This is a genomic window from Actinomadura litoris (assembly GCF_009733595.1).
Classification (GTDB): Bacteria; Actinomycetota; Actinomycetes; order Streptosporangiales; family Streptosporangiaceae; genus Spirillospora; species Spirillospora litoris.
Genome location: NZ_WOFH01000005.1, coordinates 303,136 through 319,371, shown reverse-complemented (window position 1 = coordinate 319,371; position 16,236 = coordinate 303,136). Strand labels below are relative to the sequence as shown.

General features: G+C 73.2%; 9 protein-coding genes. 2 read left to right on the top strand and 7 right to left on the bottom strand.

What is annotated here, in order from left to right:
• Nucleotides 1–43: 43 nt before the first annotated feature.
• Nucleotides 44–508 (bottom strand): hypothetical protein, encoded by a 465-nt coding sequence (locus GNZ18_RS16230; RefSeq protein ID WP_156217294.1) that lies wholly within the window; start codon nucleotides 506–508, stop codon nucleotides 44–46.
• 413 nt (nucleotides 509–921) lie between these two features.
• Between GNZ18_RS16230 and GNZ18_RS16225 the strand changes: the two genes are divergently transcribed.
• Nucleotides 922–1,776: a hypothetical protein gene (locus tag GNZ18_RS16225; protein WP_156217293.1), complete on the top strand. Its 855-nt coding sequence runs from the start codon at nucleotides 922–924 to the stop codon at nucleotides 1,774–1,776.
• Nucleotides 1,777–1,787: 11 nt separating this feature from the next.
• Here GNZ18_RS16225 and GNZ18_RS40835 read toward each other — a convergent pair whose 3' ends face one another.
• From GNZ18_RS40835 to GNZ18_RS16205, 4 genes are all read right to left on the bottom strand, one after another.
• A complete protein-coding gene (locus tag GNZ18_RS40835; protein ID WP_173390783.1) occupies nucleotides 1,788–2,087 on the bottom strand; it encodes a hypothetical protein in 300 nt (99 codons plus the stop codon).
• A 75-nt stretch (nucleotides 2,088–2,162) separates the two neighbouring features.
• Complete coding sequence (locus GNZ18_RS16215; RefSeq protein ID WP_156217292.1) at nucleotides 2,163–3,020, bottom strand: hypothetical protein; 858 nt, start codon at nucleotides 3,018–3,020, stop codon at nucleotides 2,163–2,165.
• 43 nt (nucleotides 3,021–3,063) lie between these two features.
• Nucleotides 3,064–4,395, bottom strand: coding sequence for a crotonyl-CoA carboxylase/reductase (ccrA, locus tag GNZ18_RS16210; RefSeq protein ID WP_156217291.1), 1,332 nt, complete (start codon nucleotides 4,393–4,395; stop codon nucleotides 3,064–3,066).
• A 24-nt stretch (nucleotides 4,396–4,419) separates the two neighbouring features.
• Entirely contained in the window at nucleotides 4,420–10,461 is a 6,042-nt protein-coding gene (locus GNZ18_RS16205; protein WP_156217290.1) for a type I polyketide synthase, read from the bottom strand.
• A gap of 292 nt (nucleotides 10,462–10,753) precedes the next feature.
• On the opposite strand from GNZ18_RS16205, the gene GNZ18_RS16200 reads away from it, so the two are divergent.
• A complete protein-coding gene (locus GNZ18_RS16200; protein WP_312874559.1) occupies nucleotides 10,754–12,139 on the top strand; it encodes an MFS transporter in 1,386 nt (461 codons plus the stop codon).
• A 60-nt stretch (nucleotides 12,140–12,199) separates the two neighbouring features.
• Here GNZ18_RS16200 and GNZ18_RS16195 read toward each other — a convergent pair whose 3' ends face one another.
• On the bottom strand, nucleotides 12,200–14,449 hold the full coding sequence (locus tag GNZ18_RS16195; protein WP_156217289.1) for an MMPL family transporter: 2,250 nt from the start codon (nucleotides 14,447–14,449) through the stop codon (nucleotides 12,200–12,202).
• A complete protein-coding gene (locus GNZ18_RS16190) occupies nucleotides 14,442–16,220 on the bottom strand; it encodes a fatty acyl-AMP ligase (RefSeq protein ID WP_156217288.1) in 1,779 nt (592 codons plus the stop codon). The genes GNZ18_RS16195 and GNZ18_RS16190 overlap by 8 nt, the downstream gene beginning before the upstream one ends.
• Nucleotides 16,221–16,236: the final 16 nt, after the last annotated feature.

The following is a 16,236-nucleotide window of genomic DNA, read 5'->3' as shown; positions in this document are numbered from 1 at the left end:
GCCGGGCGGGGCTCCCCCCCCACGGCTCCGACCGCTGTCCAGGTCAGCAGGTGACGGCGCGCGTCACCTTCGTGAACCGCTTCATGCCCCTGTTGTAGTTGAAGTTGTAGACCCCCCGGTAGGTCTTGCCGCGGGCGCAGCCGCGCAGGCCGGTGTCGCTGACGGCGTGCTCCCACCTCTCGACGCGGGGGCCCGTGTAGACCGTGACCCAACGGCGCCCGTCCTTGCGCTGGACGCGGGACTGGACCGCCACCCGGACCCTCTTGTTCCTGGTCGTGTCCGTGATCTCGCCCCGTGCGCGGATGCGGTGGGTCCTGCGGTTCACCGTGAGTCGGATGTTCCACTTGGCCGTGTACCGGGTGTTCGCCACCGCCCCGTTCTGGGCGGCGTCGGCGGCGTCGGCGCTCTCGGCGTTCGCGCTGGGCCCGGCCACGAGCATTCCCGCGGCGAGGACCGCGCCCACTCCGGTCACGACGACCCGGCGGCCGGGGAGCATCGGCATGGTCATGTAAGCCTCCTGTGACGACGCGACATGGTCGGCCGCGTCCGCATGGATCACCGCTCCGGACCGAGCGGCTCACGCATCACCGTGACCGATCGGGAAGCCATTCGAAAGGGGTTCACCGCAGCCCCGCCGAACTGGTGGACGAGAACGCGCGAGCTCGCGCGAACTCGCGCGTTCCCGCGTTTTGGCACAGTCCAGAAGGGTCCGGTCCCGTGTTTGCGCGCATAGTGTTTGCGACCAGTCCAACGGCGGGGCACACTTCTGGCACGGGAGCAGTAACAGGGGGAGTGATCAACGTGAGCAGCGATCCGATCAACGCCTTCTACGGCCGACTCGCCGCAGTTTTCGGTAGGTGCGGGCGCGGCACGTACAGCAAGTTGGAAACATACGGGGAGCAGCTTGAGGTACCGGTCCGATTGCCGAAAGGAACCGTCCGGGGTTGGCTCACGCAGCGCAGGGCGCTGCCCGACGCCGTGCAGTTCGCCACGATGCTGCGCTACTTCGAGTCCACTCCCCACGCCCTCCAGGACGACGACCTGGAACTGCTGCCGCGGCTCTACCAGGACGCCCTCGAACACAAGAACGGCGCCTTCTACTCCCCCAGGCCCCCCGCCGAGGACCCGCCCACCGACGACCCGCCGCCGGTGACCGGCGTCCCGATCGTCCTGCGGGTCGAGGCGCACGCGCGGGCCCAGGCCGACGGCGGCTTCCGCGTCGCACGCACCGCGATCTGGGCCGGCGCCGCGTTCGGCCTCGGCGTCGTCTTATCCACGGCCACCGTCGTCTCGGGCTCCTCGCAGGCCCGCTGGGTCGACCAGTCGGCCCCCGCCCCGCCGCCCTCCGCGCCCCAGGTCGTCGCCGCCACGCCCGACGCCCCGGACACCACGTCACCCGAGCCGAAGCCAGAGCCGAAACGCTCCACCCAGCGCCCCGAGCCCGCGCCTTTGCCGGCGCGCCCCGTCCCCCGCCATGTGCGTCCCGCGCGTCCCAAAGCCCGCAAGCCCCCGGTGCCACCCACCTCGACGCCCGAGAAATGGCAGTGCACCAGCGTGACCGCCGAGACCGCCGCCGTCTACGAATACTCGGACACGGGCAGCGAGGTCATCCAAGAGAAAGCACGCGGCGAGGTCATTGAGGTCGTCCGCTGGACGGACACCCCACAGGGCTGGGTCATGGTGGCCATCTGGAAACCGCACCAGTCCCACTACTGGATGCAACGAGGAACGCTGGGCCCATTCCGCCCCTCCCCGACCCACTGCAAAAACGACTGATCGCTTCGGCCTCAGTCGAAAAGTTCCTCGGCGGACTCAACGGAAGCGGCGCGCAGGATCCAGCGCTCAAGCTGATCCAGGTCCTTACACGCGCTGATCCGCTCACGAACCCCGTCAGACACCGGAACCCCCCGCGCCCCCAACATGAGCAGCAACGCCTTGGCCTCCCCCTTGGCCTCCCCCTTGGCCTCCCCCTTGGCCTCCCCCTTGGCCTCCCCCGTAGCCTCGCCCTTGGCCAGGCCCACGGCTTCGCCTTCGGCCTTGTACTTGTTCGCGTAGTCCTCCAGCGTTGGGAGGCCGGTCTTCCTCATGGACCTTTCCAAGCACCCGCGGGCAAGGTCCGCCTGCCGCCTGCGCAGGCGGACCTACATCGAGCCACGCTTCGGTCAGATGAACAGATCTTCGGCGGCTTCGACGGAAGCGGCGCGCAGGATCCAGCGCTCAAGCTGATCCAGGTCCTTACACGCGCTGATCCGCTCACGAACCCCGTCGGACACCGAGACCCTTCGCGCCCTCAACATGAGCAGCAGCGCCTTGGCCTCGCCTGTGGCTTCGCCTTCGGCCTTGTACTTGTTCGCGTAGTCCTCCAGCGTTGGGAGGCCGGTCTTCCTCATGGACTCCTCCAAGAGCTTGCGAGCGACTTCGGAGAGTTGTGGCGCGACGTGTTCATGGTATAGCTGGCGGGTGTCCTCGGGCAGGGCCCCCAGCGCTATGGCCAGGCTGTTCAGGACGGTTTCGGCGCAGGGGCCGTCCTGGTGGGCGACGGCGCTGAGCACGGCGAGTTCGGGGAGGCGCCGGGCCGTGGCCTCGTCGGCGACCGGGGGGACTCCTTCGGGGGACAGGGTCAGGGGCTTCAGCACCCAGCCCGGATGGCCCATGTCGATCGGGACGGCGCAGCCGCGCGCGGTGGCCTGGTCGGGGCAGATCACCAGGAGGAGGACCGGGCACTTGCGGCGCAGGCGCAGCGAGGCCAGGTAGGCGGGCCAGCTGTAGGACTTGGCCTCCTTGACCCGTAGCTGCGACTCCACCACGACGCCGAGGGTCGGGGCGTCCGGCTCGCCGAGCAGGACGGTGGCGTCGCAGCGGAGTTCGGCCGGGTTGGTGTCGGCGTAGGACTCCGACGTCAGCGTGGCCGGGCTCTGGGCGGGGACGTCGATGTGGAAGACGGTCCGTAAGAGTTCGGGGACGAGTTCCGGCCGGTTGCGGACCATCTCCAGCGGGAGCTCGTGCAGCTTTGTAGGCACGGCCGCAAACTAGCAGTAATCAAATGACTACGCAAAGTTTGCGTCACCGGCGGTAACGGTTGAGGTGTCCGGCCAGGCGGTCGCGGAGGGCGGGATCGTCGACGCCCTGGCCTTCGGCGGTGGCGGCGCACAGGACCGCCACCTTGCCGACGTGCTGGTTCGTCTGGACGGCGCGGGTCGCCTGCGGCGCCTCGTCCAGCGGGAACACCGTGGAAACGGTCGGGTGGAGCATGCCGAGGGCGATCAGGCGGTTGGTCTCGACGGCCTCGTGGTAGTTGAAGCCGTGCGAGCCGATGATGCTCTTGAGCCGCATCCAGAGGAAGCGGTTGTCGTACTCGTGCCGGTAGCCGGTCGAGGAGCCGCAGGTGACGATCTTGCCGCCGCGCCCGGCGACGTAGACGGACGCGCCGAACGTCTCGTGGCCGAGGTACTCGAACACGATGCCGGGGTCCTCGCCGACGAGGCGGCGAATGGTCTCGCCGAGGATCCGGCCCGCCTTGGGGTGGCGCAGGCCCTGCTCGCCGAGGTCCAGGTCGGTGCGGTTGATGACGTGCTCGCACCCCTGGGAGCGGACGAGTTCCGCCTTCTCCTCGGACGAGACGACCGCCACGGGGATCCCGCCGCCGTTGCGCACCAGTTGCGTGGCGTACGAGCCGAGGCCGCCGGTGGCGCCCCAGACGAGGACGATGTCGCCCTGTTTCATCCGGGCGCCGTGGCGGCCGACGAGCATCCGGTAGGCGGTGGCGGCGCACAGGGTGCTCGCGCCCGCCTCCTCCCAGGTGAGGTGCGCGGGTTTGCGGATGAGCTGGTTCGCCTTGACCACGCAGAACTCGCCCAGTGAGCCGAAGTTCGTCTCGAATCCCCAGGCGAGCTGGGATTCGCTCATCATGCCGTCGTCGTAGGAGCCGTGGTCCTGCTCGTCCACGTAGGAGGGGGAGAGCACGACCTTGTCGCCCGCCTTCCAGCGCCGCACGCCGGGGCCGGTGCGGACGACGACGCCCGCGCCGTCCGAGCCGAGGACGTGGTAGGGCAGGTCGTGGCGGGCGCCGTGCCGGCCCTGGCGCCCGAACCTCTCCAGGAACGCGAACGTCGGGACGGGCTCGAAGATCGCCGACCAGACCGTGTTGAAGTTGATCGCGGCGGACATGACGGCGACGACGCACTCGTCCGGGGCGAGTTCGGGCATGTCGACCTCGCCGACGTGCAGGGAGCGCCGGACGTCCTTGTCGGCACGGCCGTCGAAGATGCCGACCTCGTCCTTGCGGGTGAACGCGGCGCGGAACCGCGTGGGGAGTTCGATCTCCCGTAGTTCGGGTCCGCTCGCTCCGGACCGGACGGCGTCGAGCAGGTCGTGCGAGGAGCAAAGGTGGACCATGGGGGTTCCTCCGTGGGGGTTTCCTCAGCGGGTGGGGGCGGGCCGCGCGAGTTCCTGCTTCAGGTGCGCGGCGAGGGTCTCCACGGCCGGCGGGTCGAGCAGGTTCAGATGGTGCGCCCCGGGGATCGGGACGACCTCAAGGTCCGGGCAGTACGCGCCGAAGCCGTTGGTCCCGTCGAGGACGTACCGCGCGTCCTTCACCGTCCAGGGGGTCTCCTCCGGTGCGCGATAGAGGATCACGCGTCCGGAGTAGGGCTTCGGTTCGTACGTTTCCAGGGATCTCGTGTCCTGGTGGGACGCGAGCTGGTGGACGAGGGCCTCCGGGGGAAGGCGGTCCGCCAGCGGCGCGGCGCGCTCCATGACCAGGGCGAGTTGCGCCCGCTCGTCCAGCCCGGCGAGTTCGTCGTAGGAGAGGGCCACATCCAGGCCGTAGGTGGCGTTGATGTGGCGGACGAACAGGGCGAAGCGGCGGGCGAGGGCGTCGGACTCGTCGGCGACGGGGAGCGGCAGGCCCGCGTCGAACAGCGCGACCAGCTCGACCTCGCGTCCGGCCGCCGTGAGCTGCCGTGCCGTCTCGTAGGCGAGGACGCCGCCGAACGACCAGCCCCCGAGCCGGAGCGCTCCGTCGGGCCGGACGTCCCGCAGGTGCCGGACGTACCGGGCCGCGCGCTCCTCGACCGGCGGCGCGTCCTCGAACCGCTCCAGACCGTGGATGCTCTGGCCTGGCCCAAGAAGACCGGCGAGCCCGCGGTAGCAGGCGGTCGTCCCGCCCGCCGGATGCGCGACGAAGAGGGCCCCGCCCTCACTCGCTGCCCGCCCCGGCGCGATGCCCTCCCGCGAACTCGAACCGCCCGCCTTTTCGGGGGTGGTCAGGGCCAGTCGGGCGGTGGTCCAGTCCGCGAACGTGTTCACGCTCGCGCCCTGGAGCAGGACGGACGGGGGAACCGTCAGCCCCAGGTCGTGTTCGACGGCGCTTTTGATCCGGACGGCGAGCAGCGAGTCCAGGCCGAGGTCGGTCAGTGGGACGGCCGGGTCCAGGTGGGCCGGGGCGTAGCCGAGGATGGCGGCGATCCGGTCCCTGAGTCGAGCGGCGATCATCGTGCGGGCGGTGGCGGGGTCGAGGCGCCGGAGTGCGGCCGCGCCCGGCCACTCGCTCGGGGAGGGCACCGACGCGAAGTACGGAATGGACCTGATCCCGGGGAACAGCTCGACGGCCGCCTCGGCGTCGAGGCGCAGGACGCCCGTCGCGGGCATCCCGTGGACGATCAGCGCCTCCAGTGCCTCCGTGCCCTCCTCCGGGCTCATCGGTTCGAGCATGGGGACGGCGGTCCCGTGGGGTGACCATGTGCCCCAGCTGATGGTGGTTCCGGGACGGCCGTTCGCGCGGCGGTAGGCCATGAGCGCGTCGACCGCCGCGCCGGACGCCGCGTGGGCGGCCCGGCCGGGTGCGGCGAGCAGCGCCGCCGCGGAGGAGTACGCGACGAGCCAGTCGAGGTCGAGGTCCCAGGTGGCCTCGCTGATCCGGCGGGCGCCCTCGGCCTTCGCCGTCCACACCCTGTGGAGAACACCCGGGCCGGGAGCGTCGTCGCCCGCGGCGTGGACCACCCCGCGCAGCCGCGCGCCGCCCTCGCCCGCGACGCGGATGAGGCGTTCGGCGGTGCCGGGGCGGGCGATGTCGCCGAGGACGACGCCGACGTCCACGCCGTCCTCGCGGAGGTGGGCGATCACCTTCTCGGCGTCGGCGCCGGGGCCCGAGCGTCCGGACAGGACGATCCGCCCGGCGCCGCGCTCGGCCAGCAGTCGCGCGGTGAGCAGGCCGAGCCGTCCGTATCCGCCGGTGATCACGTAGGCGCCGCCGCGCCGGACCATGCGTCCGCGCCTGCCGTCCGGCGGCGGCAGGGCGGCGCGGGCCAGCCGCGCCGCGTACCGGGTGCCCGACCGCCAGGCGACCTCGCGCGCCGCGTCGCCCGCGAGCAGTTCGGTCACCAGGTCGGCGGGGCGGTCGGCGTCCACGAGCGTCGTCCGCTGGGCGGGCCGCTCGGACGCCAGTACGCGGGCCAGCGCGCCGACGCAACCGTGGCCGGGTTCGCCCGCCTCGCCCTCCAGAACAGGAAGCGCATTGCGGGTCGCTATATATAGGCGCGGCCCGTCGGGGAGGGAGCGGCTGATGTCCGCGATGGCGAGGACGAGCCGCTCGTCCACCAGATCGGCGGACGGGATCAGCACCACGCCGTCCGGCAGGCCGGCGGTCGACCGTTCGCGGGTGACGTGGCGGCCCGCCGCCTCCAGGCCGGCGGTGGTGGCCGCGGCGAGCGCGTCGTCCTCGTCGGAGAGGATGAGCCAGGTGCCGCCGGGCCGGGGCGGTGCCGCGAGCGGCGCCCTGACCCAGGTGTGTTCGACCAGTTTGTCCGCGACCGGCACGGGCACGTCGTGGCGCTCGACGCGCCGCAGGACGATGCCGGTCGCCTCGGCGAGGATGCGTCCCTCCGGGTCGAGGAGCCGCAGGGAACCGGACATGCCGTCGTCGTCCTGGACGACCTCCGCGCGGACCCGGCCGCCCCGATGGGTCGGCCCGTGGACGCGCAGCACGTCGATGGTCTCGGCCAGCCACACTCCGGGCTCGACGGCGCCCGCCTCCGCGGACAGCACCGCGAGGCAGCGTCCGAACACCTCGGGATGCAGGCGGTAGCGGCCGCGCTCCGCTCCCGCGACCTCGACGCCGCCCGCGCGGGCGGGGAGGGCGGAGACGAAGGGGGCGCGGTGGTCCTCGCCGACGTCGGCGCTGGCCAGCCGCACCCAGGTGCCCGCCGGGGTCTGCGCGTGGATCTCCACCCGCTGCTCCGCCTCGGCGAACGTCGTGGTCACGGTCGTGTGGTCGGCGAGCGCGAGCGTACGCTCCATCCACAGGCCGTTGACGCGGACGTCGCCGGTGCCGAGCGCCTCGGCCCCCGCCGCCAGCGCCATCTCCGCGAACGCCGCGACCGGCAGCGCGTGCAGACCGTGGACGGCCGCGTCCCGCAGCCAGGGGTGGACGGCGAGGCCGACGTCGGCGCGCCAGGCGTGCCGGTCCTCGCCGGGCAGTTCGACATGGGCGCCGAGCAGCGGGTGTTCGTCGGGCGCGGACACGCGGCGGCGCAGGTCAGCCCAGTGTCGGGTGTGTCGCCACGGTGGGAGCGGCACGTCCGTGACCCGTCCGCCGGGGGCGGCGGTCGGGTGGCCGTGCGCGGCGAGGAGGGCCAGCCGGGTGTGGAAGGTCAGGGTGTCGTCCCGGGCCCGTTTCAGCGTGTGCGTGACGAGCGCGCCGGTGCCCTCCAGTGTCTCCGTCATCGCGTGCGCGAGGATCGGATGCGCGTTGACCTCGATGAACGTCCGGTGACCGTCGCCTGCGGCCGCCGCCACCGCCTCCAGCAGCCGGACGGGTGCGCGCAGGTTCGCGGCCCAGTACTCGGCGTCGGGCACGGGCGCGGAGCGCGGGTCGTCCAGCGCGGTGGTGTAGCGGACGATCCCGTCGGCGAGGGGTGTGCCGGGGTCGGCGCCGACGCCCGCGAGGAGTTCGCGCAGGTCGGGCAGCAGCGGGTCGACCTGCGGCGAGTGGCCCGCGCCCTCGGCCTGGACGGGCCGGGCGAGCCGTCCCTCCGCCTCGGCGCGGGCGACGACCTCGGCGACCTGCGCGGCGTCGCCGGTGACGACGGTCTGGCCCGGTGCGGCGTGGACCGCCGTGTGGACCTCGGGGAGCCCGGCGGCGAGCAGGCCGGTCTCCCGCGCGGACGCGCCGATCACCGCCATCGCGCCGCCGCCGGACAGCCGCGCCAGCAGCCGGGACCTCCGGCAGATCACCTTCACGCCGTCCTGGAGGGTGAGCGCGCCCGCGACGACCGCCGCCGCGACCTCGCCCATCGAGTGTCCGATGACCGCGCCGGGCGTCACGCCGTAGGACGCCCACATGCGGGCCAGCCCGATCTGCACAGCGAACAGGACCGGCATCGCGACGGACGGCCCGTCCTGTATGCGGCCCTGTTCCAGCAGCGTCCACAGGTTGGGGCCGTTCTCGTCGGCGAACAGGGTGTCGAGGTCGTCGATGGCCTCGGCGAACGCGGGCTCCTCGTCCAGCAGCCGCCGCGCCATGCCCGGCCACTGCGCGCCGTACCCCGAGAACACCCATACCGGACGGCCAGGAGACTCGGCCGCGGTGCCCGCGACGACGTCGGGGTGCGGGCGGCCGTCCGCGAGCGCGGTCAGGCCCGCGACGAGCCCGGCCCGGTCGCGGGCGGTCACGGCGGCGCGGGAACGGCCGCGTCCGGTGCGCCTCCCCATGGTGTGGGCGACGTCGGCGAGGGCGGCGCCATCGCCGGTACCGAGCCATCCGGCGAGGACGGCGGCGTGCTCGCGGACACGGGCGTCGTCGACGTCCGACAGCGGGAAGGTCCGCACCGCCGCACGTTCGGTGGGCGGCTCGGCGGCAGGCGCCTCCTCCAAAATGACGTGCGCGTTCGTCCCGCCGAACCCGAATCCGGAGACCCCGGCCCGCGCCGGTCGGCCGCGCTCCGGCCACGGTGTCCCGGCGGCGGCGACCGCCAGCCGCAGCTCGCCGAACGGGATGTGCGGGTTCGGTTCGCGGTAGTGGACGGTCGGCGGGATCATCCGGTGGTGTAGCGCGAGGACCGCCTTGATGAGCCCCGCGACGCCCGCCGCGGATTCCAGGTGCCCGAGGTTCGACTTCGCGGAGCCGAGCAGGAGCGGCTCGCCGGGCGGACGGCCCGCGCCGAGCACCGCGCCGACCGCCCCCGCCTCGATCGGGTCGCCCAGGAGCGTGCCCGTCCCGTGCGCCTCGATGTAGTCGACGTCGTGGACGCCGACGCCCGCCGCCGCGTACACCTCGCGCAGCAGCGCGCGTTGCGCGCCGGCGTTCGGCGCGACGAGCCCGTTGGAGCGGCCGTCGGAGTTCACGCCGGAGCCCCGGACGACGGCGAGCACCCGGTCGCCGTCGCGCGCCGCGTCGCGGAGGCGCTTCAGGACGACCGCGCCGCAGCCCTCCGCGCGGACCATCCCGTCGGCGGACGCGTCGAACGGCTTGCAGCGCCCGTCCGCCGCCGTCCCTCCGGCGAGGTCGAAGGTCCTGGTGACCATGGGCGACAGCAGCACGTTCACGCCGCCCGCGAGCGCCACGTCCGCCTCGCCGCCGCGTAGCGCCCGCGCCGCGAGGTGCACCGCGACCAGCGACGACGAGCACGCCGTGTCGACGACCAGGCTGGGTCCGCGCAGGTCGAGCAGGTAGGACAGGCGGTTCGCGACGACGCTCGGCGCCGCGCCGGTCGCCGTGAACGGTTCGAGCGAGCCCGGGTCGGACGCGGTGAGCGCCGCGTACTCCGGCGCCGACACCCCGACGAACACGCCGGTGCGGCTCCCGCGCAGCGACGCCGGGGCGATGCCCGCGTGCTCGAACGCCTCCCACGCCACCTCCAGGACGAGGCGCTGCTGCGGGTCCATCGCCGCCGCCTCGCGCGGGGCGATCCCGAAGAACGCCGCGTCGAAACCGGCGATGTCGGACAGGAACCCGCCGTGCCGCGTCGTCCGCGCGAGCAGGTCGCGGGTCTCGGGGGAGCCGTCGTCGAAGGCGTCCCAGCGGCCGTCCGGGACCTCGCGGATCGCGTCGCCGCCTCCGGTGAGGAAACGCCAGTAGTCGCGCGGGCCGGTGAGGTCGCGGTCGCCGCCGGGGAAGCGGCAGCCGATCCCGACCACCGCGATCGGCTCGTCTCCGCCGGGCGCGCGGCCGCGTTCCGGCCCTGGGGAGGCGGTGGGCGGGTCGTCCGCCAGGGCCTCGGCGAGGCCGGTGATCGTCGGGTGCTCCCAGACGAGCGTCGCGGGCAGGGCCCGGCCGAGCATCCGCTCCAGCTCGCCCGCGATCGCGACCGCGTCCCGGGACGCGAGGCCGAACTCCTCCAGCGGGCGGTCGGTGTCGACCTCGCCGCCGGGGATCCCGGCGCGGCGTGCGACCTGCTCGACCAGGTGCCGGCGGATCGCGTCCGCGCGGGTCCTGGCGGCTCCGGAAAGATCATTGCTCTGCATGCGGCGGGGTTCCCCTTGTGAAAACCGGGATCTTTCATCAAGGCAGAGGGAGAGGCGACTTGTCCTAAGTTGCCCGTCTTATGATCCGGACCCGAACCACCTTTCCCCCTTCGCGCCGAACACGGTGATCACAGGACTCCGAAGTGACCATTTCGGACCGATGGGATAGTTCACCCACTCAGCAGGTCGCTTGGAAGCGCGTGACCGGTTACAAACCTGTAGTGACAATAGCGAATGGTGGTTTTAGGGGGAAGCGGCGAATTTCCCGGGAACACGGGGACGGGTGGGCCGGGTGACGCGCGGCGGGTACCGGTGGACGCTCGCGGTGGTCGCCGTCGGCGCCTTCATGATCACGATGGACAACACGGTCGTCACCGGCGCGCTGCCCACGATCATGCGCGAGCTGCGCCTGTCCGACGCCGCGCGGGACTGGGTCGCGACCGGCTACATCCTGGCGTTCGCCTGCCTGCTGGTCGCGGGCGGGCGGCTCGCCGACGTCCTCGGCTGCCGCGCCACCTTCGTCGCGGGCATGGCGGTGTTCACCGCCGCGTCCGCTGCCTGCGGATTCGCCACCGGGGCCGGTCCGCTGATCCTCGCGCGCGTCGTGCAGGGCGCCGGGGCCGCGCTCGCGCTGCCCGCCACCCAGGTCATGATCACCGTCGGGCGCGACGACCGGCGGCGGACGGTCGGCACCATCGTGTGGGTCGGCGCCGCGTCGGTGGCGACCGCGGCGGGGCCGACGGTGGGCGGCCTGATCGTCCAGCACTGGGACTGGGGATGGATCTTCCTCATCAACCTCGTCCCCGGGGTGCTCGTCATACTGCTCGGGCTGATCGTGCTCACCGGGAGGGAGGGGAAGAGTGGCGCGCGCGTCGACCTGCCCGGCCTCCTCGTCTCCGCGGTGACGTTGTTCTCGTTGACGTTCGCGCTTGAGCACGGCGGGCGGCACGGCTTCGGCGACCGGGCGGCGCTCGGCGCGCTCGTGGCCGCCGCCGCCGGGACGGCGTGCTTCGCCTGGGTCGAGCACCGGGCCGCCGACCCGATGATCGACCCGCGCCACCTGCGCGACCGGGTCTTCGCGGGCGGGCTGGCCTCGCAACTGCTCTACGGCGCCGGCTTCAACGGGATGATCTTCTACTCGGCGGTGTTCCTCCAGCGCTACCTCGGGTTCTCGCCGCCCCGGGCGGGCCTCGTGCTGCTGCCCCCGGCCATCGCGGTCATGCTGCTGACGCCGGTCGCGTTCCGGCTGGCCGACCGGTTCGGCCCGCGTCCGGCGATCGGCGGCGGGCTCGCGGTCATGGCGTGCGGCATGGTCTGGTTCTCCACGATCCGGCAGGGCGACGGCTACACCGACCTCATGCCCGGCGTCCTGGTCGTCGGCGTCGGCGCGGCCATGGGGATGCCGCTGATGGTCTATGTGCTGAAGGCCGTCCCGGAGGAGCGGGCGGGCGTCGCGAGCGGTGTCGTCAACCTCGTCCGCGAGGCGTCCGGCGCGTTCGGGATCGCGATACTCGGGCTGCTCGTCCAGCACGTCCCCGCGCCGGGCGCGAGCGCCGCCGAATTGGAGAGGTTCCGTGACGGAACGGCGTCGGGTCTGCTGCTCGCGGCCGTTCTCGTCCTGGTCGGCGGGCTGATCAGCGGCCTCACCCTACCCCGGCGGCGCGCCTCCGAATTCTGAGTAATTCCGCCGTTCGGACGCCGCACGAAATCCCGATTCCGGAGAACGGCACCGCGTTCTTCATTCCAACCCGGGAGGCTTTTCCCAATGGAGGTCAAGGGGGCCGGTGGAATCGCGTTCGCGTAGATCCATATGGGCGTGCAGGGCGGCGAGCGGGCGCGGCAGCCACCAGTTCGCGGCGCCCAGGAACCGCATCGTCGCCGGGACGAGGAGCGAGCGCACGAGCGCCGCGTCCACCGCCACGGCGACGAACATGCCGGCGCCGATCAGCTTGACGACCGTGAGGCCCGCCGTCGCGAACCCGCCGACGACGACGAGGAACAGCAGCGCGGCGCCGGTGACGACGCCGCCGGCGCGCTGCATGCCGGACGCGACGGCGGCGCGGTCGTCGCGGGTGCGGTCCCACTCCTCGCGGATCCGGCTCAGCAGGAACACCTCGTAGTCCATGGACAGGCCGAACACGACCGCCAGGACCAGGATCATGCTGGTGGCCTCGACGCCGCCGGTCGGGGTGAAGTCCAGGACGCCCGCGAGGTGCCCCTCCTGGAACCCCCACACGATCGCGCCGAAGGACGCGCCGATCGACAGGACGTTCATCGCGATCGCCTTCAGCGGCAGCACGATCGACCGGAAGAACATGAACAGCAGGACGAACGTCGCGAGCCCGACGACGATCGCCATCTTCGGCAGTGTCCGTGCGAGGCCGGCCATCAGGTCCATCCGCGTGGCCGTGCCGCCGCCGACGTCGACGTGCATCGGGTAGCCGTCTTTGGACAGGCTCATCCGGCGGACCGTCCGCACGAGGTCCCGCGCCCGCGCGTCAAGCGGGTCATAGCGGTGCGTGATGGAGATCCGCGCGCCCCCGTACTCGCCGGAGTAGCCGGTGAACCGCGCGTCCGTCACGCCCGGCAGCGCCCCCAGCCGCCTGCGGAAGTCCTCCAGGTAGGGAGGGACGGTCGCGCGGCGGCCGGGCTTCCACCCGCGCGGGACCAGGTCGCCGGACACGACCACGTCGATCGGCTCGGCGGCCCCGCCCGGGAAGTCGCGCTCGACCGTCTCCGCGACGGTTCGCGCGCCGCTGCCCTCGGGCAGCACCCGAGCGTCGATCCCCACGAACCGGACGCCCAGGAACGGGACCGCCATCACCCCCAGCACGACGAGCACCGCCGCGAAGTACGGCAGCGGACGCCTCATCACGCTCCGCGCCAGCCGGTACCAGAAGCCGCCGTCCGGGTCGCGCCGCGCTCGCCCGGGGCCGCGCCAGGGCATCCGCCCCCATTCGACGCGCGGGCCCAGGAGCGCCAGGCAGGTCGGCAGCAGGACGGTCGCGCCGAAGACCGCGACGGCGACCGTGGCGATCCCGGCCAGGCCGATCGTCCGGAGGAACATCTGGGGGAAGAGGAGGAGCCCGCCCAGCGCGGCGGACACGGTGACGCCGGAGGCCACGACCGTGCGTCCGGCGGTGGCCATGGTCGCGCCGAGGGCGTCCTCGCGCGGCGCGCCGGGCCGGCGGGCGAGTTCCTCGCGGAACCGGCCGACGACCAGCAGCGAGTAGTCGATCGCGAGCCCGGCGCCCATCATCGTGACGACCTCCGGCGCGAACGAGGTCACGTCCGCCGCGTAGGTCACCGCGTGCAGGACGGCGAGCCCGCCGAGGATCGCGAACATCGCCACGAGCAGCGGCGGCACCGCCGCCGCGAACGCGCCGAACAGCATCGTCAGCAGCAGGAGCAGCGGCAGCGCGGTGATCGTCTCGGCGTGCACGATGTCGGCGGCGGCCTGCTCGCCGAACTCCTTCGCCAGCGGGACGGCGCCGCCGAACCGCGCGGTCAGCCCCGGCGCGCGCAGCCGGGCCCGCACGGCCTCGTAGTTCTTCAGTTTCGCGGGCTCGTCCGCGCCGCGCAGTTCCAGCGCGACGAGCGTCGCGTGCCGGTCGCGGGACACCAGCGAGCCCGCCCTCACGCCTTCGGGGGCCCAGTAGGTGACCGCCTGTTCGACACGGTCCCTGGGCAGCCGCGCGGTCGTCATGGTGATGGCGCGCTTGAAGCGCGGATCGTCCGCCTTCATGGTGTCGCTGCGATACAGGACGAGGACGTCGGGGTCCGTGCCGCCGAAGTAGGCCCGGCCGAGCCTGTCGGCCAGCGCCGACGAGGCGCGCGGGTCCTCGAAGCCGCCGGACTTGAACCTGGCGAACACGCCGGGCCCGAACAGACCGGGCCCGAACGCGCCGGCCGCGCCCGTCAGCACGATGACCAGGAGCAGGAAGGCCCACCGCCGCCGGTGGACGAGCCGCCCGAGCCCCTCAAGCATCCGGACGGGCCGCGAGGCGCGCCCGCGTCGTCGGCAGCGCGCCGGCGAGGTAGCGCCGCCGGGTGGCGTCCCGCGCGACCTTCCCGCTGGACGTGCGGGACACCCCGCCCGGCTCGACCAGCACGAAGTCGTGGACGCTCATCTCGTGCCCGGCGCTGACGTCCCCGCGCACCGCCGCCGCCACCTCGCGCGGGTCGAGCCGTCCGAGCGGGACGCGCCGGTTGCGCTCGGCCACGACCACCAGCCGCTCGGTGTCCGGTCCGGGCAGGGCGAACGCGGCGACATGCCCCGGGCGCACGGCCGGGTGCGCCTCCTGCGCGGTCATCTCGATGTCCTGCGGGAAGTGGTTGCGGCCGTCCACGATGATCAGGTCCTTGATCCGTCCGGTGACGTAGAGCTCACCGTCGTGGACGACACCGATGTCCTCCGTCCGCAGCCACGGCCCCGGCGGCAGCCCGCCGGGGTCGGCCAGCTCGGCGCCGAACGTGCTCCGGCTCCGCTCCTCGTTCCGCCAGTACCCGCGCGCGGTGTTCGGGCCGTGCACCCAGATCTCGCCGAGCCGGCCGTCCGGACGCTCCACGCGCGTCTCGGGATCGACGATCGCGACGAGCTGCCCGGACGGGCGTCCGCACGACACCAGCTCGCCCGTGCCTCCCGGGCGCAGTTCGTCGCGGGTCAGCGCGTCCCGGTCGACGGCGACCACCCGGGGCGGACGGTCCTCGGCGGCGGCCGTCACGAACACCGTCGCCTCCGCCAGCCCGTACCCCGGGGCCTGCGCGCCCGGACGCAGCCCGGCGGCGGCGAACACGTCCGCGAACCTCGCCAGCGTGGACGGCCGGACCGGCTCCGCGCCGTTCAGGCACGTCGTCAACCCCGACAGGTCGAGCTTCGCGACCCCCTCCGGCGACGCCGTGGACGCGACGTACTCGTATGCGAAGTTGGGCCCGGCCGTATAGACGTTCCTCCCGGGACGCCCCGCGACCAGCTCCAGCCACCGCAGCGGATTCTTCAGGAACGACAGCGGATCGGTGTAGACCGCGTGGGCGCCCCGCACCAGCGGCAGCGCCAGCGTCGCGACCAACCCCATGTCGTGGAACAGCGGCAGCCAGCTCACCAGCTCCGGATCCGGTCCGCGGGGCGCCCACCGCGCCCACAGCTGCGCCGCGTTCGCGGTCATGTTCCCGTGCGTGATCTCCACCCCGGCCGGGCGGCGCGTCGACCCCGACGTGTACTGGAGGTAGGCCAGATCGTCGAACCCCGTGGGCTCGTCCTGCCAGCTCCCCGGCCCGGTCTCGTCGGCCAGCAGGATGTGCCCGGGACGCGGGACGTCGTGGTCGGCCAGGAACCTCTCCACGTGCGGGAGCGCGCTCCGCGTCGTGACGGCGATCGCCGGCTCGGCGTCCGTGTACGCGCCGAGCAGCCGGTCGGCGTGCCCCGGCAGGTCGGGCGAGAACAGCGGAACCGCGATGACGTGCGCGTACAGGGCGCCGAGCATCGCCGTCACGTACTCCAGGGACTGCGGCAGCAGCAACGCCGCGCGCTCCCCCGGGCCCGCCGCCCGCCGCAGCCCCGCCGCCGTCGCCCGCGCCCGCCGCTCGGCCTCCGCCCAGCTCAGCGTGCGCGCCGCGCCGGACGGGTCGAGCGCGTAGTCGACGAAGGTGAAGGCCGGGGCGTCCGGCCGGTCCCGCGCCCATCGCGCCAGCCGCTCGATCAGCGGCGTCCGCTCGGCACCGCCGGGGAGGAGTTCGGGAAGCAGCGAGCCTAAGGCCATCAGTCAGCTCCGGGGG

Coding starts and splice junctions, on each gene's coding strand:
- GNZ18_RS16205 (WP_156217290.1), bottom strand. CDS start 10,461: ATGCAGAGCAATGATCTTTCCGGAGCCGCCAGGACCCGCGCGGACGCG.
- GNZ18_RS16190 (WP_156217288.1), bottom strand. CDS start 16,220: ATGGCCTTAGGCTCGCTGCTTCCCGAACTCCTCCCCGGCGGTGCCGAG.
- GNZ18_RS40835 (WP_173390783.1), bottom strand. CDS start 2,087: ATGAGGAAGACCGGCCTCCCAACGCTGGAGGACTACGCGAACAAGTAC.
- ccrA (WP_156217291.1), bottom strand. CDS start 4,395: ATGGTCCACCTTTGCTCCTCGCACGACCTGCTCGACGCCGTCCGGTCC.
- GNZ18_RS16195 (WP_156217289.1), bottom strand. CDS start 14,449: ATGCTTGAGGGGCTCGGGCGGCTCGTCCACCGGCGGCGGTGGGCCTTC.
- GNZ18_RS16230 (WP_156217294.1), bottom strand. CDS start 508: ATGACCATGCCGATGCTCCCCGGCCGCCGGGTCGTCGTGACCGGAGTG.